Here is a 21,324-nt window from a genome sequence, read left to right as displayed (position 1 = left end):
GAATCATCTTGTATGACGGAGATGCAAAGGCGGTTCGGATCGCCGGTAACCGCGTCGGGTTCGGTGGGGCAGCTTGTGGCAAAGCTGTGGCCGCTGACACAATCGGACATCCGGCGCGCGATCGGCAATCTTGCAAAAGCCATCAACCGCAGTCACTCTCTCGTCGCGGAAGATTGATAGTCTATGCAATCGGATCGAGTGCGGATGCTCGGCGGGTGCATGGACGACGAACTGCACGGGGAAGACGATGGCACAATTCCGATCCCGACGTCTGGCGCTCACAGTCGCTTCAGGTCTGGCCGCGTGCGCGATGTTCGCCGGCCCTCTCCACGCAGCTGAGCCGACTGCTGCCGGGCTCTGGCAGAAGGTTGAGAATAACAAGCCTGTCGTCTGGGTTCTGGTGGTTGACCATGGCGGCGGCGTATTCGAAGGTGCGATCGCCAAGACGTTTCCGAGCCCCGATGACAAGCCGGGCGACGACTTCTGCGGCAAGTGCGTCGATGATCGGAAGGGCCAGCCAGTGCTGGGCATCTCCTTCATCCGCAACATGCAGCAGCAGGGACTGAAATACGAGAACGGCAACATTCTCGATCCGCGCGATGGCAAGGTCTACAAGGCCAAGATGAGCGTCAGCGCCGATGGTCGGGCGCTCACCGTGCGCGGCTATTGGGGCATTGCGCTGCTCGGCAAGGACGAGACCTGGTACCGTCTGCCCGATACCGAAATGGCCTCGCTTGATCCGACGGTGATCGCGAAATATGTGCCGACGCTGGCTGCAGCCGCCGTCAAGCCGCCAACTGTCGGTAATGCCGCCGCGAAGGCCCCCGTCGCACCGATGAAGAAGGCCAGCAACGTGACCCCGGGCAGCAACGTCGCGCGCTGATCGCCGCCAACTTGCTTGTGGCTCCTCCCACAAGCGAAGACTGTCCAACACCCACATTCTGGAAGCCGACGCCATGACGCGTCGGCCATTTCGTTGCCAATTCAATCGTGGCGCGCCAGCTTCCAACGTTGCTTATCGGCTCTCTCCGGACGTCATTCATTTGAATACCGGATCATAGAAATATGATTCCACGTCTGTTCTTCGCGGCCCGTCGATCGATATCGTGCATCGATTTAATGACAATGGCTGCTGAAGGAGCCCATCACGATGATCGTTGCGCATTACGAGCATCGCTTGCCCGCCGACTATGATCTCGGCGTGATCCGCTCACGCGCACAGGAGCGTGGGCCGCTCTGGGATGCAAAGCCGGAGCTTTATTTCAAGGGATTTCTCTTGCGAGAGAGCGGGCGCTTCGATGCAACGACGTCTAGCTATTCCTCGCTTTATCTGTGGCGACACGACGAGGCGTTTCGCGATTTTCTCGTGAGCGGCGGTTACAAGATCGTCGTCGATATGTTCGGTCGGGCGCGGATCGAAACACGCGTTGCCCTCGATGCCCGGAAGGGGCGTGGCCGGAAAGCTCGCTTCGCCTATCGGCAAGACATCGCCATTCCGCCCGATGCCGATCTTGAAACAACGCTAAGAGGCGAGATCGAGCGCAACGCGGATCTCTCGGCGCGCGCCGGAATTGTTGCAGCCGTGATCGGATTGGATGCTGAAAAGTGGATATTCACCCGCGTCCTGCTCTCGGAGAATGAACGTACCGATGCTGGCGCTTGCTACCAGATCCTGCATCTGGCGCAGCCGCTGCTGGATCGCCTTCCATATGCTAGCTAGCTTGCGTGCGCGCGGTGTTCGCGGAACGCAGCCGCGAGGGTTCGCAGCGCTTGGCGAGACTGCATATCCGACAGTGTCGAGAGAAGTACGATTTCCGATGACGCCAGCGGCGGCAGGCCAAACTTCTGGCTGACTTCGATGGTGCCGGGTGGCGCAAGCCGGCAGGAGAAGACCGCGGTGGCAAGGCCCGCTGAGACTGCGTCCGACACGACTGAAGAGCCGCCACCGAGAAACACCTCCGTCCATGCGATGCCAGCCGCGTCCAGCGCACGAATGGCAACGTCGTGCACGCCACATAGTGGCGTCAGCGCGGCCAGTCGCAATGCCTCGCCCGGCCGGTGCACGAAACCTGGTGCTGCGAACCAGCCGAAATGCTCCGGCGCAAGCACTTCGCCGTCGCGTCGGTCATCCTCGCGGCGGACGATGGCCGCATCGATTTCGCCGCGATCAAAGGCGTCCAGCAGGTTGCGTGAATTATCGAGGCGAACTTCGATCGTGAGCGTGGGGTCATGCGCATTCAGGCGAGCAAGCAGTGTCGGAACCTCCGGCCCGGCCACATGGGCCGCAATGCCGAGTGCGAAACGGCGACGGGTCGCAGACAAAGCTGCGATAGCGCGATCATGCGCGGCCAGGAAGTCGCGCGCTGCATCGACGAATAATGCGCCTTGCGCCGACAGGCGCACCAGTCGTGGCGTGCGCTCGATCAGCCTGTGGCCGAGACGGTCTTCCAGCCGCTTCAGTTTCACGCTGATGGCGCCCTGGGTCGTGCCGAGCGCTTCCGCCGCACGCGTGAAGCTTTGAAGATTGGCGATGGTCACGAATGCCTGCACCGCATCGACGTCCAGGGGCTCATGCCAATTATCCAGATTTGTTATCTCTGAAATATTCAATCATCCAATTCTGAAATGGTCAACCTCTGCCTATGTTGCGTTCATCGCAACGCAGACCGGGTGGACCTCGTCCTCCGTCGTCGGGCTTCACTGTGGCGCGTTATTATCCCGAAAGGCTCCCATGCTCTCCGAATCGACACGACAAAGCACATTGGCTTTGGCGGCTGCCTGTCTCACCTCCCTGATGTTCGGTCTGGAGATTTCCAGCATTCCCGCGGTCCTGCCGACACTGGAGCAGGTGCTTCATGCCGATTTCAAACAGCTCCAATGGGTCATGAATGCGTATACGATCGCGGTGACGACGGTGCTGATGGCAACCGGCACGCTCGCGGATCGCTATGGGCGCAAGCGCGTCTATCTGATTTCGATCGTCGCGTTTGCCGCTGCATCGCTGCTTTGCGGCCTGACCGAAAATATAATGGTGCTGATCGTTGCCAGATTTCTCCAGGGCATCAGTGGCGGCGCAATGTTGATCTGCCAGGTCGCGGTGCTGTCCCATCAATTTCCGGAAGGGCGGCAGCGCGCCATTGCGTTCGGCTGGTGGGGGATCATCTTCGGCATCGGTCTGGGCTTCGGCCCGATCATCGGTGGTGCGATCGTGGCTTTGTCGAGCTGGGAATGGGCCTTCCTCATTCATGTCCCGCTTGCCGTGATCGCCCTGATCCTCGCCGGGAGCGGCGTTCGCGAGTCGCGCGATCCGGAGGCTAGCAGCCTCGATCTTGCGGGGATCATCACGCTCTCGCTCGCGGTCTTCTGCCTCGCATTCTTCATTACGCAAGGCCCCGATATCGGATTCGACAGCTGGACGGCGTTTGCGGTCGTCGGCGTGTTCGTTGCAAGCTTTATCGGCTTTGTCTTCGCTGAGCGTCTCAGCCCGAGGCCGATGTTCGACTTCACCGTCTTCCGGATCCGTAATTTTTCCGGCGCGCTGATCGGCTCGATGGCCATGAACTTCAGTTTCTGGCCGTTCATGATCTATCTGCCGATCTATTTCCAGGCAGGGCTGGGCTATGGCAGCGTCGGCGCCGGACTGTCGCTTCTGGCCTATACGTTGCCGACGCTGGTCGTGCCGCCGGTGGCCGAACGCCTCGTGCTACGTTTCCAACCGGGTCTGGTCATCCCGCTCGGCCTGTTCACGATCGGAGCGGGGTTCTTCGCCATGAAGATCGGCAGCTCGGTCGCGCATGCGAGCTGGCTGACGATGCTGCCGGGATGCGTTCTTGCCGGCATCGGATTGGGTCTGACCAACACGCCCGTGACCAACACGACGACCGGATCGGTGCCGCAGGAACGCGCTGGCATGGCGTCAGGTATAGACATGAGTGCTCGTATGATTGCGCTTGCCATCAACATCGCGCTCATGGGCCTCATTCTCGTCGAGGGAGTTCGTGCGTCTTTGAAGGCCGCGCTGCCGAGCGGTACCAGTGTCGAGCTATTACGCTCGCTGGCAGAAAGCGTCGCGGCCGGCACGGCGCTCGCGTCTGAATACAATTCCGGCGGAGCCGTCATTCAAGACGCGCTGACCCAAGGGTTCGGCTGGGTCCTGCTCTATGGCGGAATGAGCGTGTGGATTCTCGCGGGCATCAGCCTTGTTGTCTTCGGCCATGGACTGCCGAGACGCGCGCCCCACGGCCAAAGCTGTGTCGAAGGCGACGGTCGGGCGTAGTCCGGACCGACGAGGTCCTCGCTTCTACCGGGACCTCGATGGATAGCTGAGCTGATCGTCCTATCGCGCTGCTGGCTGCAGCACCATCGGTGCCAGCGGCTCCTGCGTGACATCAGCTTCCGCGCCCAGCCGCAATACGCTCGCCGCTGCCGGCACGACGGCATCGGCCATCGCTGCATGACCTTCGCCGGTGGGATGGATCGCACCGCCATAGACGGCGGAGAGAATGCCCCAGGTCGCGTCATGGATATCGGCCGGCTGGATCGCCGCCGAATAGCCCTGCGGATAGGTCATCGCCGCGAAGTAGCTGTCATTGGCGTCGCGGATCCAGCGGCCACGCGGCAAATAGGGGCGGAATTCGCTGGCGCCGCGACCGCACACCATCGGCTGCGCCGCGGCTTCGACGAGACTGCTCTCGAAGCTGTCGCCCTTGGGCGAGAAGCAGGCGCGATCGAATTCGGGATCGGATGCGGAGCGTGCGCAGAAGCCGTGATTGGCGAAACTCGCCTGATGTTGATCGACGAAGGTCATGCGGTCGGCTTCGGGATTGCGACACAGTACGCCGCCCTGGCACAGCGCGATGGACTTCAGTTGCGGCAGGAATTCGGACTCGACGAAATTCGCGACATTGGCCAGCCGCTGCGGATCGGCTGAGAATGACGGATGCACGTCGAAGCCGGCCGGGCCGCCGGGGCAGGGCGCGCCATTGGCGAAAGTCGGGTTGGCATAAGCGGCAAACACCACGCGCGAAAGGTCTCCGCCGAGCAGCGGCTTCAGGGCTTCCCGCACCTTGCCAAAGCTGGAGGGCAGTTCGCGCACCAGCGCGCTGCGGGAGTCCTCGACCGAGCCGAGAATGCCGCCGCGTTTGAACAGCGCACGTTCGGTGGCGTTCTCGACGATGACGTCGGCAACGAGCCCGGAGAAGTTGATGTCGTTGGCGCCGATCGACAGCAGCACGAGGTCGAGCCGGCGTGCCGGCTGACGGCGCTTGGCGGCGGTGATAGCTTCGCGCAGTTCGGCGATCTGCGCGTTGACGCTGCCCGCGCAGGTGCTCGCATTCTTCGTGGTGAGGCACTCACGCGCGCGCTGTCCACCCAGCAATCCGTCGGCGATGGTCGCGCCCGAACAGGCCAGCGGCAGATAGGTGACGGCGATGTGCGGATACTGCACGGCGAGCGCCAGCGCGGCGCGGGTCTGGTAGCTATAGAGCGAGCGGTGGCACGCGGCATTGAACCACTGCGCGCCCGCACGCTGCCAGGCCTGCAGCGATTCATAGGAGTCGCAGGAGCGGCCGCCTTTGAAGCCGGCGCGGCTTGGCCGGTAGAACTGCCCGCTGGGGCCGCCGAGATAAGAGCGGAAGCAGAAGCCGTCATCGGACAGCGCGACCGGACGATCCGGATTGCCTTCGCCCGATGCAATGGAATCGCCGAGGCCCGCAATCAGGATGTCGCGCACGGCGATGTCGGCGCTGACCCGCACAGGCGCTTCGGCGCCGCTGGTGACCTCCACAGTCGCCACCGTGCGGCGACCATAGATGGCGCGGAAATTGATCGGCTCGGCGCAATCGAGGGTGGATTGACGCGGGCCTTCGCCGTCCTCGAAGGTCCAGGCGCAGATCGCGCCGACCGGCACTTCACCGGTGAGGCGGACGGTGACCGGATGTTCGGTCGGTGTCAGGTAGCTTTCCTTGACGGTATCACGGGTGCAGGGCTCGCTGACCTTTCCGGCCAGATCGATGCACAGCCGGTTGACGGTGTTGCGCGCCCAGCCGCGGCCATCGCTCTGCACGCCCAAAGCCTGTTCGGCGGCAAGCACGCTTCGGTTGCGCATGGCGTCGACCTGGAGCTGAAAGTCACGCTCTTCGCGGAACAGCCGGAAGCGGTTGCGCACTTCCCAGGAAATCTGGATCGAGCTGTTGGCCACGCCTTGGGCTGCGGCAGGTGCGACCGGCAGTGCGCCCAGCATGCCGAGCAGCACGGCGAGCTTGATCAACGAACGTCTGAAATAAATGGGGGCCATGGCGGTGTTGAACGTCACGTATGGGGCGGAAGTAAGAAATCGATTGGCCGGATGCGCGATGTGCCGCGTCCGTGACTGATTCAACCCTGTGACTGACGCTTCAATGGCTGCTCATGCACCACGACCGGAGCGGGCTCGGTCTCGCGACGTTCATTGCGGTCATCCAGACGGCGCCTGTGCCACGGCTGGATGACACTGAGCCAGATTTCGCGGCTGCCCATGATACAGATCGAGATGGCGAACGGGATCATGAAATACAGGATCCGGAACATCACCACTGTGGCGACCAGCTCCTCCTGGCGGAACTGCGGTAGCGCCACCAGCAAAGCGGCGTCGAACACGCCAAGGCTGCCCGGGGCATGGCTGGCGAAGCCCAGCAGGGTGGCGAGGATGAACACCACGGCCAACGAGACGAAATCGATAGTGGGCTGATCTGGCATCAGCAGATACATGGCCAGCGCGCAGAAACCGAGATCGACAACGCCGATGGCGATCTGCAGCAGCGTCAACTGGGCGGAGGGCAGGACGACCTTCCAGCCGTTCTGACCGAGCTCGCGGCGTTGCTTGCCGACCGACAGCCAGACCAGATAGCCGAGGATGCCGGCCAGACAGCCGAACCCGATCAGCCGATTGATGGCATTGGGAAGGAGATCGATGGCCGAGGCGGCCTGCGGATGCCAGACCATGCCGATGCCCAGCACGAACAGATTGCCGAGCCAGAAGGTCAGTCCGGAGATGAAGCAGATCTTCGCGACGTCAATGGCATTCAATCCGTAGTCCGAATAGATACGGAAGCGGATGGCGCCGCCAGTGAACACGGTGGCCCCGATATTGTGGCCGATGGTGTAGCTGGTGAAGCCCGACAGCGCCGCGATCCGATACGGCACATGTTTCTTGCCGATCGTTCTGAGCGCGAAGTAATCGTAGAAGGTGAGGGTGCAGAAGGCGCCGATCACGCACAGCGTCGCCATGGCGATTTGCATCGTCGATTTTGCGGCCATCGCCGCCAAGATCTTGGCGGTATCGAGGCCCTTCAGCGTATGCACCAGATGGGAGATGGCGAGGGCGATGACGATCAGGCTTGCAACAACACCCAGCCGTTTCCAGCCGACGTGTTGCTTGAAGCCGCGCCCGAGCGCGGTCAGCAATCGTTGCATTCGTCCTCCCGGCGGAGCGCGAACAGGTGGAAAGCCGATCGGGGTAACAGGCGGCAAGCGGCGACCAATTCACTCATACGCGAAGTTCACTCATCAAGCCCAAACCCTTACGGCAAAAACGTTCCGTTGTGCAGTCCTTGACAGCGCCAGCGTTAATGCCGCGCCGCAAGGTCGCCACATACCCGCGCCGGCTGCAAAACCCTGACCCTGCACGACAATCATACAGCCAATTCCGAGCCATTCGTCCCGCATTTCATATAGGCGGGCAAGTCGAATGTTCCATGCGGCAAATCAAGACGTTCCCGGAACACGTCCCAATATCGATGGTTACCGGCCTATCGCAACCGAGCGGGACAATGCGCCGCAGCGGCCACCCCGTTCCAGAACACCGGGATTGAAACGATGGGATTGTTCACCAAGGACATAAAGACGATGGATGACCTGTTTGTGCACCAGCTACAGGACATTTATTACGCGGAGAAGCAGCTTCTCAAGGCGCTGCCGAAGATGGCTGACAAGGCAACCGAACCGCTGTTGAAACAGGGCTTCATGACGCATTTGCAAGAAACTGAGGTGCATGTGCAGCGGCTTGAGCAAGTCTTCGCCATGCACGGCGCCGAGGTGAAGGCGGTTACCTGCCCGGCGATCGACGGTATCATCATGGAAGCCGACGAGACCGCCGGGGAAGTCGAGGACAAGAAGGTACTCGACGCCGCTCTGATCAATGCGGCTCAGGCAGCGGAGCACTACGAGATCGTTCGTTACGGCAGCCTGATCGCCTGGGCGCGCCAGCTTGGCCGCAACGATTGCGCGGCCGTGCTGCAGAAGACGCTCGACGAGGAAAAGACCACCGACAAGAAGCTGACCTCGCTGGCCGAAGGCAAGGTCAATATGCGCGCCGCAAGCTGATCGCGGTACTAGCGATCACACGGCATAGAAATGTCGCGCGGGCGAAAGCCTGCGCGATTTTCTTTGGAGCTTGGCCTAAGCCTTTCGCAGCGCGAAATGGGCGCCGCAGAACGCCATGACGCCGCCGAGGCCGAGGGCGGCAAGACTGGCCAGAACACCTGATGCCGTCGGTATTGCGTTGGGCGCCGAGGCCGCCTGACCGGCGCCGGCCAGAAACAGCACGCCAATGGTAATCAAAAACTGCCGCATGCGCTGCGGGATGCGGCCGGATGCTGCGCTGTGCAGCAGGTTCGCGGTCACATAACCGCCGACAAACGCCATCGCCGCAATCAGCCACCAGGCGAAGGCCGATCCGATTGGCATGAAATTGTCGGGATCGTTGCGCCAGAGACCACCGAGGTCGAGGCCGAAACGCTGGCCGAGCATGTGTACGGCCAGCGCCAGCAGCAATCCTGAAATCATCGCGCCGGCCAGAATCAGGCGGCGCGGAAAAGTGGTCGTCTCGGCCATGGCAAGCTTGTAAGGGACATGCAGGCGATCGCGCAAGCAAGCGAGGTCGAACAGCGCAGGGACATTCTGTTTGCTCAAGACCCTCTTCAGGCGCAGGGACGCGTCGTCTGCCGCGGAAGCGGCAGGGCCGGGGCACACCTATGCCTACAAGGCCTCCCTGATCGGCGCCGCGCATCGCTATGAATTGACCGATGATGGTCTATTATGGCGCACCGGTCGTCGTTCCGGCGTCTGGGCCTATGCGGATATCGCGGCGATCCGGCTGTCCTATCGGCCGATGGGCATGCAGCACCGGCGCTTTCGCGCTGATATCGATCATGCTGACGGTCGTCACATCACGATCTTCTCGACGTCGAAACAAACCGTCGCGCTGATGGAGCCGCAGTCAGGCTACAGCGCGTTTATCCTGGAGCTACACCGGCGTCTCGCCGCCGCTGGAAGTACCACGAAGTTGAGCGCTGGCCTGCGCCCGGGCATCTACACCATGATCGTCGTGGCGCTGTCTTTCGTCGGTCTCGCAATGACCGCGCTGCTCCTGCGTGCACTGCTCACCGGCGAATTTGCCGGCGTGGTCTTCATCATTGGCTTCGCAGTATTCTTCGGCTGGCACATCAGCGGCTTCATCCGCCGCAACAAGCCGCGCAACTACACATTCAGCAGTGTGCCGGCCAAGCTGTTGCCGTAGTCACGGCCGCACAACCAGCACCGAGCATTTCGCATAGCGCACCACATGGCCGGCATTGGAACCTAGAAAGTAAGTGCGCATCGCTGGGCGGTGCGAGGTCATCACAATGAGATCGGCCTTGATCGCCGAGGCCTCTTCGAGAATTTCGTGATAGATGCCGCCCTGTCGCACCACGCTGGAGACGCGGGTACTGTCGATGCCGGAATCGCGGGCCACCGCCGCAAGAGCGGCCTGCGACGATTCCAGTTGCTGAGTATCGAAATCCGCCGGGACATATTCGGCCAGCATCACCGGCGTCATCGGCATTATGTTGAGCAGCCGGACGGTGGCACCGAAGGTTTGCGACAGCGTCGCGGCCTGGGCGATCGCGGGTTTCGCCACATCGGTTTCGGCCAGATCGATCGGGACCAGAATGGATTTGTACATGCGCACCTCCATCGTCGTCTGGAGGAGGATAGCACAAACCGGTTCTGAAGGGCGCGGCTTATTGGCCCGCGGCGCCCTTCAGCAGTTTAGGACTGACGAATTGCACGAGTTGTCCATCGCGGAAGGCAACGTCGTTCCAGTCCTCGATGGGAAAGTCGATCACCACGATGCTGCCGGTCGGCAGGTTGTCGGCGACGGCTTTCCTGCCTGCAGCATCGCCGCCGCCAATCAGGCTGAGCGCCATTTCATGCAGGCCGGGATTGTGGCCGACCAGCATCAGCTGCTCCGGGTCTTGCACGGCGGCGCCGCGGATCACCGCCAGCAATTCGGAGAGGCCGGCGCCATAGAGTTCATCAAGGCTGGCGACTGTTGGTTTCGCCGCCGGCATCGCCGCGGCCACGAGGCTCCAGGTCTGCTGCGCGCGTACCGCCGTGGAGACGCAGACCAGGTCGGGCAGGGGCGGATTTCTGCTGAGCCAGGCGCCCATGAGAGCCGCATCCAGCCGGCCGCGGTCATCCAGCCTGCGATCGAAATCCTTGCCGCTCGGCGCGTCCGTTTCAGTCTTGGCGTGACGCAGCAGCAGTAAACGGCGCATGGCGCGATCTCGATTCGGCAAGAGGTAGTAGCAAGGCGGGCGGCGCGGTCGCGCCAGACGTCAGGTCTGCGGATTAATGGACATGAACCGTGAGGACAAGGTGACAAGCGCTCCACCTGTCCGTAAGAAAACGTCATGACCGCCCCTTCCGCAAGCGTGACATTTGGACCAGAGGTCGCCGACGCCGACCGCGCGCGGCTGACCTTCAGCCTCGATGTCGATGTCTGCGTGGTCGGGGCCGGGCTCGCCGGGCTCAGCATTGCGCTGGAAGCGGCACGTCTGGGTGCAAGCGTCGCTGTGCTCGAAGGGCGTCATGTCGGCTGGAACGCGTCCGGCAACCAGTTGGGAACCGTGATGCCGGGCTTTGGCCTGCCGCTCACCGATCTGATTGCGCGTGTTGGCCTGGAGGACGCTCGTGAGTTGTGGGCGCTGTCGAAGCAGGGCGCAGAGTATGTCCGGACCCAGGCATCAGACGACCTGATCCCCGGTCTCGGCCTGTCCGAGGGTGCGCTGGAAGTCTCCAATGTCGATGTCGGCGATCGCCTGATCGCACGCCTGCAGATGCTCGGCGAAGATTTCGATACTGAAGTGGACGGCTGGCAGATCGACCGCGTCCGCGACGTGCTGAAAACCAAACGCTACTTTCACGGCGTGCATTATCCGAAGGCGTTCCAGATCGATGGCCGCAAATATCTGCTGGGTCTCGCAGCGCTGGCAAAACAGGCTGGTGTGCGGATCTTCGAGGACACGCCGGTGGTCAGCATCGATGCCGGCGGCATCCGCAAACGCATCGTAACGCCGTCGGCGCGGATGCGTGCCACGCACATCGTGCTAGCCGGCAACATCCATCTCGGTGCGCCTGCCCAAAAGCTGTCGGACACGCTGTTGCCGGTGTGGCGCTATGCCGGCATCACCGAACCGCTCGGTGAGCGTCTCGCCGAGGCGGTGACGTTTCAGGGCTCGGTGAGTGATAGCGACGGCGTCGACCATTTCCGTATTGTCGATGGTGATCGGCTGATGTGGTCGAGCCCGGAAACGACATGGGCCGGGCAGCCGGAGCGCTATGCCGGCGCCATCGCGCGCCGCATCCGCACCGTATTTCCAGCGCTGGGCAAGGTTGCCATGGCCGAGACCTTCGGCGGCGCGCTCGGCCAGACCGTCCATGGCATGCCGCAGATCGGGCAACTCCGTCAGGGATTGTGGGTCGCCAGCGGCTTCAGTCATCGGGGCCTGAACACGACGGCCATGGCCGGGCAACTGATCGCCCGTGGCATGTATGCCTATGACGATCGCTTCAAGCTGTTCGCGCCGTTTGAACTGGTCTGGGCTGGTGGCACGACCGGGCGGGCCGTCGGCTACGCGGTCGGGCTATGGGAGCGGCAGGGCTCGGCGCTGGCCGGCACGCTGGCGCGGTATCGCGAACGGGCCCGGGCGCGGGAGCGGATCCGCGAGGCCCGGCTGGCCGAGGCCAATCTGCGCGCGGGAACGCGGGGCCCGCGGCCGGGCTAGGCCGATCCACCCGGTTTGGGCGCGCAACAAAACGTGAGTAATATTTCGGAACCGGCGTGTAACTTCCGGCTCGTCCGCCCGTATTTCAAGCGAACGAGATGATTGTCTCGATTGTCAGGGAGACCAACCATGATCGACCGCCGCTTTCTGTTGACGACCGCTGCTGGCCTGGGAGGATTGCTGTCGCTGAAATGGCTGACGGCGTCGCCGGCGCGGGCTGCCTCGGACGAGAAGTTCGAAGTCATGAAGACCGATGAGGAATGGCGCAAACAGCTGACGCCGCAGCAATACGAGATCCTGCGCAAGGAAGGCACCGAGCGGCCGTTTTCGAGCCCGCTGAACAAGGAAAAGCGCAAGGGCACCTTCGCCTGCGCCGGTTGCGACAATCCGCTGTTCTCGTCGGAGACCAAGTTCGATAGTGGCACCGGCTGGCCGAGCTTCTGGCAGCCACTGCAGAATGCCGTGGGTGAGCGCAAAGATTCGACGCTCGGCATGGTCCGCACTGAGATCCATTGCCGTCGCTGCGGCGGCCATCTTGGTCACGTCTTCGATGACGGCCCGAAGCCGACCGGCCTGCGCTACTGCATGGACGGTTTCGCGATGATATTCAAACCGGCCGCGCCGTCGGCGACCTGAGCGGTTACGCAGAACCCGGCGAAATCAGGCGCCGATCCGGCAAATATTTCCCCGCTAGGCAATTGTGCCCCGGTCCATGGACCGGGGTTCTTTGTTTAGTGCGTTGAATTCGTTGAATTATCCCCTTGGCACGGGGCTTGCGACATCTCCTCCGACAGCGGCTGCGAATTTGGCACCGTCCGGCGGGCCGCCCGGATCGAAGTTGGAGACGATGTAATGGGTATCTTCGGCGCTCTCACCACGTCCGTTGCGGGCCTGCGGGCGAACTCCTATGCGCTGGAAAACATTTCCGGCAACATCGCGAACTCGCAAACCACCGCCTTCAAGCGGATCGATACCAGCTTCCTCGACCTCATTCCCGATGCCGGAACATCCGCACAGGTGGCCGGCAGCGTGACGGCGCAATCGCGCAGCACCAACACCATCGCGGGTTCGGTGCAGTCGTCTTCGGTCGCGACTTACATGGCGATCAATGGCGACGGTTTCTTTGCGGTGCAGAAGCCGGGCAACGTCTCCGACAGCACGCCGGTGTTTGACGGCGTCAACAAATACACCCGTCGCGGCGACTTCTCGCTCGACAAGAACGGCTATCTCGTCAACGGCGCCGGCTACTATCTTCAGGGCGTCAAGATTGATCCCACGACCGGCAACCCGGCCGGCAGCTCGCCGGAAGTGCTGCGCTTCCAGAATGACTTCCTGCCGTCGCAGGCTACCACCAAGATCGACTACCGCGCCAACCTCGCCAGCTATCCGCTGACCACCAAGCATCAGACGTCGGTGCCCGGTTCCGAATTGCTGCGATCGGCCGACTTCGTATCAAACCCGCGCGTGTTGGGCACTGCGGCAACGCCCTTCGGGAATACTGCTGTTCCCGGAAACGCGCGAAACAATTTCGCGACGACGCCGGCGCCGATCTCGGCGAATACCAAACTTGCGCCCGTGTCCGGCAGCGATACGCTGCCGGTCGGCTTCGCAAACGGCGATACGCTCGTGCTGAAGACCACCAGCGCCGGCGTCACCACAACCAAGACGCTTTCGTTCTACACGGGTGCCGTTGCTCCCGCGGCCGTACCGGGCACGACCTTCATCCCTATCGATACGGCCAATGTCGGCGACGTGCTCACCGCCATCGACGCTGCGACCGGCAACACCTCGCCGCTATCGAGCGTCTCCGCCACCGGCGTGATCACGTTGAACTCCGGTACGGCGAACGACTTTACGCTGGCGGCAGGTTCGACGACCACGGCGGTCGCCGCCTTCCAGGCCCTGGGTTTCACCGGCACCGTCACCGGCCTTCGTTCGGGCGGTGGCACGGCAGGCACCGGCATCGTGATCGGCAGTGACGCTCAGACCTTCCTCGATGAATCGATCAGCGGCGGCGCCAAGACCGTCTATGACGGCAACGGTGCACCGGTCAGCCTGCAATTCAGGTGGGCGAAGGTCGAGTCCGCCACGCAGGGCGGAACGGATACCTGGAACCTGTTCTACCAGACCGACCCCGCGGCCACGGGCGCGACCGCTGCCTGGCAGAATGTCGGCACCGACTTCAAGTTCGGGCCGAACGGCCAGATGCAGCCGGTCGTCGGTCAGATCACGCTGACCGGCCTGACCGTCTCGGGCAAGGCACTCGGCAACGTGACCATGGCGTTCGGCACCGGTGGCCTGACCCAGTTCGCCGACACCAACGGCAACGTTCAGGTCAATCAGCTCGAGCAGGACGGCTATGCTGCGGGTCAGCTGCAGAGCGTATCGGTCAGCAATGAAGGACGTGTGGTCGGCAGCTACTCCAACGGCCGTAACATCGACCTTGCTGAAGTCAGTATCGCCACCTTCAACGGTGCCAACTTCCTCAAGCGCATCGATGGCGGCGCGTTCGAGACCACCAACGAATCCGGTGAGGCGCTGTACGGCAAGGGTGGCAGCATTTCCGGCTCGTCGCTGGAGTCGTCGAACACCGACATCGCCGACGAATTCACCAAGCTCATCGTCACCCAGCAGGCCTATTCGGCCAATACCAAGGTGATCACGACCGCCAACACCATGGTTCAGGATCTGCTGAACGTGATGCGTTAATCGGAAGGCCGCATCCGCGGCCTTCTTCCCGCGTGAACCTTGAGAGCGACAGTTAGTTATGAGTCTGAACGACGCACTCTCCATCGCCATGTCCGGCCTGCGCGCCAATCAGGCCGCGATGTCGCTGGTTTCCTCGAATGTGGCCAATGCGGAAACGCCTGGCTACATTCGCAAGTCGACGGATCAGGTCGCAGTCAATTCCGGTAACGGCAGTAGCGTCCGCACCGTTGGCGTCAATCGCGAACTCGATCAGTATATCCAGGCGCAGCTCCGCACCGAAACGTCGGGCGCGGGCTATGCCTCGCTCCGTTCGAGCTTCCTGCAGCAGATGCAGAGTCTCTATGGCGATCCTGGTTCAGTCGGCTCGCTCGAATATTCCTTCAATGCCCTGACGACAGCAGTGCAGGCGCTGTCCACGAGCGCGGACAGTCAGTCGGCACGGATAGGCGTGCTCAACGCCGCACAAACACTCGCGCAACAATTGAATTCGATGACGCAGGGCATTCAGAGCCTGCGCAGCGCGGCGGAAAGCGGCATCAAGGATTCGGTGACGACCGCCAACACTCTGATGAAGCAGATTGCCAAGATCAACAATCAGTTGACGGCCAATCCGCAAGGCGGAACATCGACGGATTCCAACACTGCTGCGCTGCTCGATCAGCGCGATCAATACGTCACGCAGTTATCGCAGCTGATGGATATCCGCGTCACCACCAATGGCGCCAATCAGGTCACCATCTTCACCGGTTCCGGTGTGCAGCTGGTGGGCAATGAAGCGGCGACGCTGGCGTTCAATGCCCAAGGCACAGTATCGGCCGGCACGACGTGGAGCGCGGATCCCAGCAAGAGCAATCTCGGCTCGGTGGTGATCGAATTTCCGAACGGCGGATCGATCGACCTGACTGCTGCCGGCGCTATCAAGTCGGGCACGATCGCCGCATATACCGAACTTCGCGACAAGACGCTTGTCGAGGCGCAGAACCAGCTCGATCAGTTCGCAGCGTCGATCTCGAGCGCGCTCTCGGACAAGACCACAGCTGGAAGCGTCTTTCCCGTGCCGACGGTGCCGCCGACGGCGCTGCCGGCAGGGACGCCGACCGGCTTCACGCTCGATGTGTCGCAGATGAAGCCGGGCAATGTCATTCACTTCACGTATACGGATACGGCGACCAACACGCAGCGCGAAATTTCGTTCATGCGGGTCGATGATCCCAGCGTGCTGCCGCTGCCGAATACGGCAACGACCAATCCGAATGATACCGTCATCGGCCTCGATTTTTCTTCAGGCTTCGGCTCGGTTCTGAATCAGTTGAACGCGGCGCTTGGCGGCCAGGCCACGTTCTCCGGCACGGCTGGCGCGCTCACTGTCGTCAATAATCCCGCATTCGCCAACATCAACGCGGCGTCGGTGACAGTCACGCAAGGTCCCACCGATCTGAGCAACGGCAGCCCGGAGCTGGCGCTGTTCACTGACAACGGCGCCAGCTATAGCGGTGGCATCAGCAAGAACGGTTCGCAGATGACCGGTCTCGCCGGCCGGCTGACGATCAACAATGCGATCGTCGCCGACCCCTCCAAGCTGGTGGTTTATAGCGCGTCGACGGCAGCGGGCGACACGACGCGGTCGGCCCTCCTGCTCAATCAGTTGAACAATGCCAGTTTCACTTATTCGCCCGCGACGGGAACGGGCAGCGATACGGCACCGTTCAAGGGGACGCTGTCGAGCTATATGCGCCAGTTCGTCGGGCAACAGGGCGCTGCGGCGGATTCCGCCAAGCAACTCGCGGATGGCCAGAACGTCGTTCTCAACACACTCGACAAGAAGATGGCAGACGCGTCCGGCGTGAATATGGATGACGAGATGGCGCATCTGCTGTCGTTGCAGAACGCCTATTCGGCCAATGCGCGCGTGATGTCGACGGTCAACGAATTGTACAAAACCCTGATGCAGGCATTCTGAGGTAATCATGACGATCAGCGGTGTCGGCTCACGCACATCCTATATCGGATCCGGAATTACCAATCTGCGCGATCAGCTCGACGCGCTGACGCAGCAGCTGTCGAGCGGCAAGATCTCCAACACCTATGCAGGGCAGGGCAGCGGTCGCAGTCTCGCGATCGCGCTGCGCGCGCAGATCAGCAATGTTGCGGCCTATGCCGATACTGCCGTCAATCTGAACACGCGCATCGGCGTCGCAAATCTGTCGCTGCAGCGGCTGGTGGCGATCGGATCGGATGTGAAAGGCGCCGCCGTCAGCGCTGGCAGCAATTTCGATAATACCGGTCAGACGCCAGGGCAGAAGACGGCTTCGCTCGGCTTCTTCGATTCCGTCGATATGCTGAATGCGCGGTCGGGCGACCGCTACCTGTTCTCCGGCCGTGCCACCGATACGGCGCCAGTCGCACCAGCCGACCAGATCATGAATGGCAATGGCGCGCTCGTCGCCGGCCTCAAGCAGGTGATTGCCGAGCGCAAGACGGCCGACCTCGGCGTCAACGCAAACGGGCGTGTCGGCAGTGCGGTCGGAACCCCGGTGACATCGGTGGTGATCTCCGAAGAGGACGCGACACCGGCACCGCCGCTGGAAGCCCAGCCCTTCGGTATGAAGGTCGCCGGCGTGTCGACCACGATCGCCGGTGCGACGGTCACTCAGCCGGTCGATCTGCCCGCAACCGTTCCGCCTACACCGCCGGCAACGCCCGTGCAGAAATCGATGTCGATCGACCTTGGAGCGACCAACCCGAATGTCGGCGATCAGGTCAAGTTCACCTTCACGATGCCGGATGGCACGAAGGAAGACATCGTCCTGACCGCATCGGATAAGACACCCCTGCCAGCCAATTCGTTCTTGATCGATCCCGGTCAGCCGAACGCCGTTCCGCCGGTGGCGCCGTCATCGACGGCAACCGCAGCGAACCTCAATACCGCGCTCGGCACAGCCATGAAGGATCTCGCCAACGGGCCGATGGTGGCGGCCTCTGCGATCGAAGCTGGCGACAATTTCTTCGACCAGCCGCCGCTGCGCGTCGGGTCGACGCCGCTCGGCTCTGCAACCACGCTCGTTGCCGGCACGGCCGACAATACCGTGATCTGGTATCAGGGCGAGCAGGACACGGCCGCCAACGGCTCGGCCCGCGGATCGGCAGTCTCCCAGGTCGATACATCGATCACGGTGCAATATGGCGCACGCGCCGATGAGCAGGCCCTGCGCTCGCAATTGCAGACAGTCGCTGTGTTCGCGGCGGTGGCGGTCGATCCGGCACAACTCGGCAATGCGACCTATGCCAAGAACGCCAGTGCGCAGATCGCGGCGCTGAACCAGCGCGTGGCGCAGAACCTGGCGGATATCCCCGGCCAGCAGACGATTCAGGACATCCAGGCCGACTTCGCCGGCGCGCAGGCATCGATCAAATCGACTACGGATCGGCAGGTGCAGACCAAGGCCATGGCCCAGACGATGCTCGACTCCATCGAGGGCATCAACGACGACGAGGTCGCGACGAAGATCCTGGCGCTGCAGACCGCTTTGCAGGCTTCGTATCAGACAACGTCAAATCTTTATCAGATGAGCCTGGTTAAGTTTCTTTAACGAGTTGCTTCGCGTTTACAACTTCGCCGGGTTTTGGCTACCGCGCCAAAGTCCGTGAAACCAACCGCCCAACTACACAAAAGCACTGATAACAAACGACAAAGCCCGACTTTTACGAGTCGGGCTTTGTCGTTTTGGGGGACGGGTGCGGGTTGTTAAATGCACGCACAGGGAGCGCTAAATTCGCACAATTCCCTTTACGCAATTTTAGAACCTCAGCGTCATCTTCCCCCATGTCGACCAAGAAGGTCGCTCGTTGTGTCTACCAGGAAGGTAACCAAACATGTCCGGCATTACACTCTCGTCCTCCGTCCGTCAGAACCTGCTCTCACTGCAGTCGACCGCGGACCTCCTCTCCACCACCCAGAACCGCCTCTCGACCGGTAACAAGGTCAACTCGGCGCTCGACAATCCCACCAACTTCTTCACCGCGCAGGGCCTGAACAACCGCGCCAGCGACATCAACAACCTGCTTGATGGCATCGGCAACGGCGTTCAGATCATCCAGGCTGCCAACACTGGCATCACCTCACTGCAGAAGCTCGTCGACTCCGCGAAGTCGATCGCCAACCAGGCGCTGCAGACCACGGGCGGCTACTCCACCAAGTCGAACGTCTCCACCACGATCACCGGCGCGACCGCTGACAACCTGCTCGGCACCACGACCTATGCCACCGCCAGCGCAACCGGCAGCGTCGTGTTCTCCGGCGCTGCAGGCGGTGCCACCGCAGCGGTTTCGACCTCGACCCTCGGCGGCACGGCCGGCACGCTGGTTGCCTCCGCTGCTGTTACCGGCAACGGTACGGGCACCCCGAACATCGATACTTCCACCCTCCTGTTCTCGGCGGGCGGCGCTACCGGCAACGGTCTGAGCACTCAAGCCAACTCGAAGTTCACCGATGGCTCGACACTGAGCGTCAACGGCAAGACCATTACGTTCAAGGCTGCTGCGGTGCCGACCGCGGCGAATCTTGCAGCTGGTTCCTCGACGCTTGCTGCGTCTGGCGCCGGTGCGAACGTTGTTACCGACGCGTCGGGCAACTCGACCATCTACATGGGCACCACCGCAGAATCGGCTGCGACTGTCGGCGACTTGATGGCTGCCGTCGACGTCGCCAGCGGCACCCAATACGTGTCGGCCGTGGCATCGGGCGTCGGCACGCTCTCGGGTACGGCCAGCACCATTACGGCTGGTGTCGTTTCGCTGAAGAGCTCGACGGGTGCTGATCTGTCGGTCACCGGCTCCGCCGATATGCTCAAGACGCTGAACCTTACGGCCTCAACGGGCACCGCCCTGACCACCGTGGGCGCAGCTCGCGCAACGGCGACCGGTTCCACCGGCTCGCTGATCCAGGATGGCTCGACGCTGAACGTCAACGGCAAGACCATCACGTTCAAGAATGCGAACGCTGCCGATGTGAATGCCATTCCGACCGGTTATGGTAAGCCATCTGGCTCGAACCTGATCACCGACGGTAAGGGTAACTCGACGGTGTTCCTGCAGGGCGGTACCGTTGCAGATATCACTGCAGCAATCGACCTCGCCACCGGCGTCAGCTCGGCGACGATTGCGACCAACGTTGCGACCGTCACCACCACGGGCACGGCTTCGTCGATCTCCAGCGGTGCGCTGAAGATCTCGACCGGCACTGCGGCCGACCTGTCGATCACCGGCACGGGCAATGCCCTGGCGGCGCTCGGCTTGAAGGGCTCGACCGGAACCGACATGTCGTTCAACGCCTCGCGCGCTGCCGGCACCGGTGGTGTCTCGGGCAAGACCTTGAGCTTCACCTCCTTCAACGGCGGTACGGCGGTTGACGTCACCTTCGGTGACGGCACCAACGGCACTGTGAAGTCGCTGAACCAGCTCAATGACAAGCTGTCGGCGAACAACATGACCGCTACGGTCGACGCTAGCGGCTTGCTGAAGATCTCGGCCTCGAACGACTTCGCGTCGTCGACGCTTGGTTCGGCGACGTCCGGCGGCACCCTTGGCGGCACGCTCAAGGACTCGCTGACCTTCACGACGCCGAAGGATCCGGTGGAAGACGCGACGGCTCAGGCCACCCGCGCCAACCTCGTCAACCAGTTCAACGGCATCTTGACGCAGATCAACACCACCGCGCAGGACGCGTCGTTCAACGGCGTCAACCTGCTCGGCGGCGATACTCTGAAGCTGACGTTCAACGAAACCGGCAAGTCCACGCTGAACATCACCGGCGTCGACTTCGGTTCGGCCGGCCTCGGCCTGTCGAGCCTGACCTCGGGAACGGACTTCCTGGACAACTCCGCGACCAACAAGGTGCTCTCCACCCTGAACGTCGCGTCGTCCTCGCTGCGTGCCCAGGCTTCGGCCTTCGGTTCGAACCTCTCGATCGTGCAGACCCGTCAGGACTTCTCGAAGAACCTGATCAACGTGCTGCAGACCGGTGCGTCGAACCTGACCCTGGCCGACACGAACGAGGAAGCGGCAAACAGCCAAGCGCTGTCGACCCGCCAGTCGATCGCCGTCTCCGCGCTGTCGCTGGCCAACCAGTCGCAGCAGGGCGTTCTCCAGCTGCTCCGTTAATCACGGCGCACTGATCATACGAAAACCAGGCGGCGGGGCAGAAAGCCCCGCCGTTTTTCGTTGTCATAATCACTGCTCAAAGGCCCGAAAAGCTTACGCTTTTCGGGCCTTTGCCATTTTGGGACAGTTTTACGAAAGCCTTAATCCGCTGTTAACCATATCTTAAATGGTCGTCGGTCATATTCGGCCCGTGTAGGAAGCAGGTAGGTCGAGAATCGACCGCGTTTAATCCGGGATCGCCGTCAGGCGGGCCGAGATTCCTCTTCCAGAAGGGCGTCAAACTTCACCGGCAGCGTCGCGGCGAGACCGAGTCTCGTCCCAGACGTACCATGCGCAATGCGACCCGAAGGTCGGCATGCGCGGGGAACAG

18 protein-coding genes are annotated in these 21,324 nt (G+C 62.2%); 12 read left to right on the top strand and 6 right to left on the bottom strand.

Going from position 1 to position 21,324, the window contains the following annotated elements; all coding sequences use genetic code 11:
- Window positions 1-12 precede the first annotated feature (12 nt).
- The 3 genes from RSO67_RS08260 (at window position 13) to RSO67_RS08250 (ending at window position 1,720) form a co-directional block, all read left to right on the top strand.
- Window positions 13-177, top strand: a complete 165-nt coding sequence (locus RSO67_RS08260) for a hypothetical protein (protein ID WP_175366574.1) — start codon at window positions 13-15, stop codon at window positions 175-177.
- A 70-nt stretch (window positions 178-247) separates the two neighbouring features.
- Window positions 248-883, top strand: a complete 636-nt coding sequence (locus tag RSO67_RS08255; RefSeq protein ID WP_315843086.1) for a DUF2147 domain-containing protein — start codon at window positions 248-250, stop codon at window positions 881-883.
- Window positions 884-1,150: 267 nt separating this feature from the next.
- Complete coding sequence (locus tag RSO67_RS08250; protein WP_315843085.1) at window positions 1,151-1,720, top strand: DUF4865 family protein; 570 nt, start codon at window positions 1,151-1,153, stop codon at window positions 1,718-1,720.
- Here RSO67_RS08250 and RSO67_RS08245 read toward each other — a convergent pair.
- A complete protein-coding gene (locus RSO67_RS08245) occupies window positions 1,717-2,550 on the bottom strand; it encodes a LysR family transcriptional regulator (RefSeq protein ID WP_315843084.1) in 834 nt (277 codons plus the stop codon). The genes RSO67_RS08250 and RSO67_RS08245 overlap by 4 nt on opposite strands.
- 181 nt (window positions 2,551-2,731) lie before the next feature.
- Between RSO67_RS08245 and RSO67_RS08240 the strand changes: the two genes are divergently transcribed.
- Window positions 2,732-4,276 (top strand): MFS transporter, encoded by a 1,545-nt coding sequence (locus RSO67_RS08240; RefSeq protein ID WP_315843083.1) that lies wholly within the window; start codon window positions 2,732-2,734, stop codon window positions 4,274-4,276.
- Between the two features lie 60 nt (window positions 4,277-4,336).
- On the opposite strand, the gene RSO67_RS08235 is transcribed toward RSO67_RS08240, so the two are convergent.
- Both RSO67_RS08235 and RSO67_RS08230 read right to left on the bottom strand, forming a co-directional pair.
- Window positions 4,337-6,295 (bottom strand): hypothetical protein, encoded by a 1,959-nt coding sequence (locus RSO67_RS08235; RefSeq protein WP_315843082.1) that lies wholly within the window; start codon window positions 6,293-6,295, stop codon window positions 4,337-4,339.
- An 80-nt stretch (window positions 6,296-6,375) separates the two neighbouring features.
- Complete coding sequence (locus RSO67_RS08230) at window positions 6,376-7,452, bottom strand: YbhN family protein (protein ID WP_315843081.1); 1,077 nt, start codon at window positions 7,450-7,452, stop codon at window positions 6,376-6,378.
- Between the two features lie 402 nt (window positions 7,453-7,854).
- On the opposite strand from RSO67_RS08230, the gene RSO67_RS08225 reads away from it, so the two are divergent.
- The gene (locus tag RSO67_RS08225) at window positions 7,855-8,361 is read left to right on the top strand and encodes a ferritin-like domain-containing protein (RefSeq protein ID WP_315843080.1); all 507 of its coding nucleotides are present in this window, start codon (window positions 7,855-7,857) and stop codon (window positions 8,359-8,361) included.
- Between the two features lie 75 nt (window positions 8,362-8,436).
- Here RSO67_RS08225 and RSO67_RS08220 read toward each other — a convergent pair whose 3' ends face one another.
- Complete coding sequence (locus tag RSO67_RS08220) at window positions 8,437-8,871, bottom strand: hypothetical protein (protein ID WP_089265199.1); 435 nt, start codon at window positions 8,869-8,871, stop codon at window positions 8,437-8,439.
- Between the two features lie 70 nt (window positions 8,872-8,941).
- Between RSO67_RS08220 and RSO67_RS08215 the strand changes: the two genes are divergently transcribed.
- The gene (locus RSO67_RS08215; RefSeq protein WP_315843079.1) at window positions 8,942-9,556 is read left to right on the top strand and encodes a hypothetical protein; all 615 of its coding nucleotides are present in this window, start codon (window positions 8,942-8,944) and stop codon (window positions 9,554-9,556) included.
- Here the strand turns inward: RSO67_RS08215 and RSO67_RS08210 are convergent, their stop codons facing one another.
- Together RSO67_RS08210 and RSO67_RS08205 are read right to left on the bottom strand one after the other, a co-directional pair.
- Entirely contained in the window at window positions 9,557-9,982 is a 426-nt protein-coding gene (locus RSO67_RS08210) for a universal stress protein (protein ID WP_315843078.1), read from the bottom strand.
- A 58-nt stretch (window positions 9,983-10,040) separates the two neighbouring features.
- Complete coding sequence (locus RSO67_RS08205) at window positions 10,041-10,577, bottom strand: histidine phosphatase family protein (protein WP_315843077.1); 537 nt, start codon at window positions 10,575-10,577, stop codon at window positions 10,041-10,043.
- Between the two features lie 135 nt (window positions 10,578-10,712).
- Here RSO67_RS08205 and RSO67_RS08200 point away from each other — a divergent pair, with 135 nt between their 5' ends.
- From RSO67_RS08200 to RSO67_RS08175, 6 genes are all read left to right on the top strand, one after another.
- Window positions 10,713-12,086 carry an FAD-binding oxidoreductase gene (locus tag RSO67_RS08200; protein WP_315843076.1) on the top strand — a complete coding sequence of 458 codons (1,374 nt, stop codon included), beginning with the start codon at window positions 10,713-10,715 and terminating at the stop codon, window positions 12,084-12,086.
- A gap of 129 nt (window positions 12,087-12,215) precedes the next feature.
- Complete coding sequence (gene msrB / locus RSO67_RS08195) at window positions 12,216-12,722, top strand: peptide-methionine (R)-S-oxide reductase MsrB (RefSeq protein ID WP_315843075.1); 507 nt, start codon at window positions 12,216-12,218, stop codon at window positions 12,720-12,722.
- Between the two features lie 216 nt (window positions 12,723-12,938).
- Window positions 12,939-14,795, top strand: coding sequence for a flagellar hook-basal body complex protein (locus RSO67_RS08190; RefSeq protein WP_315843074.1), 1,857 nt, complete (start codon window positions 12,939-12,941; stop codon window positions 14,793-14,795).
- 58 nt (window positions 14,796-14,853) lie between these two features.
- Complete coding sequence (gene flgK / locus RSO67_RS08185; RefSeq protein WP_315843073.1) at window positions 14,854-16,755, top strand: flagellar hook-associated protein FlgK; 1,902 nt, start codon at window positions 14,854-14,856, stop codon at window positions 16,753-16,755.
- A gap of 7 nt (window positions 16,756-16,762) precedes the next feature.
- Complete coding sequence (locus RSO67_RS08180; RefSeq protein ID WP_315843072.1) at window positions 16,763-18,385, top strand: flagellar biosynthesis protein FlgL; 1,623 nt, start codon at window positions 16,763-16,765, stop codon at window positions 18,383-18,385.
- A 283-nt stretch (window positions 18,386-18,668) separates the two neighbouring features.
- Window positions 18,669-20,954, top strand: a complete 2,286-nt coding sequence (locus RSO67_RS08175) for a DUF1522 domain-containing protein (protein WP_315843071.1) — start codon at window positions 18,669-18,671, stop codon at window positions 20,952-20,954.
- Window positions 20,955-21,324 lie beyond the last annotated feature (370 nt).

This window comes from Tardiphaga sp. 709, assembly GCF_032401055.1.
Lineage (GTDB): Bacteria > Pseudomonadota > Alphaproteobacteria > Rhizobiales > Xanthobacteraceae > Tardiphaga.
Note: the sequence above shows the minus strand (reverse complement) of the source record. Positions and strands in the feature narration are given on the sequence as shown.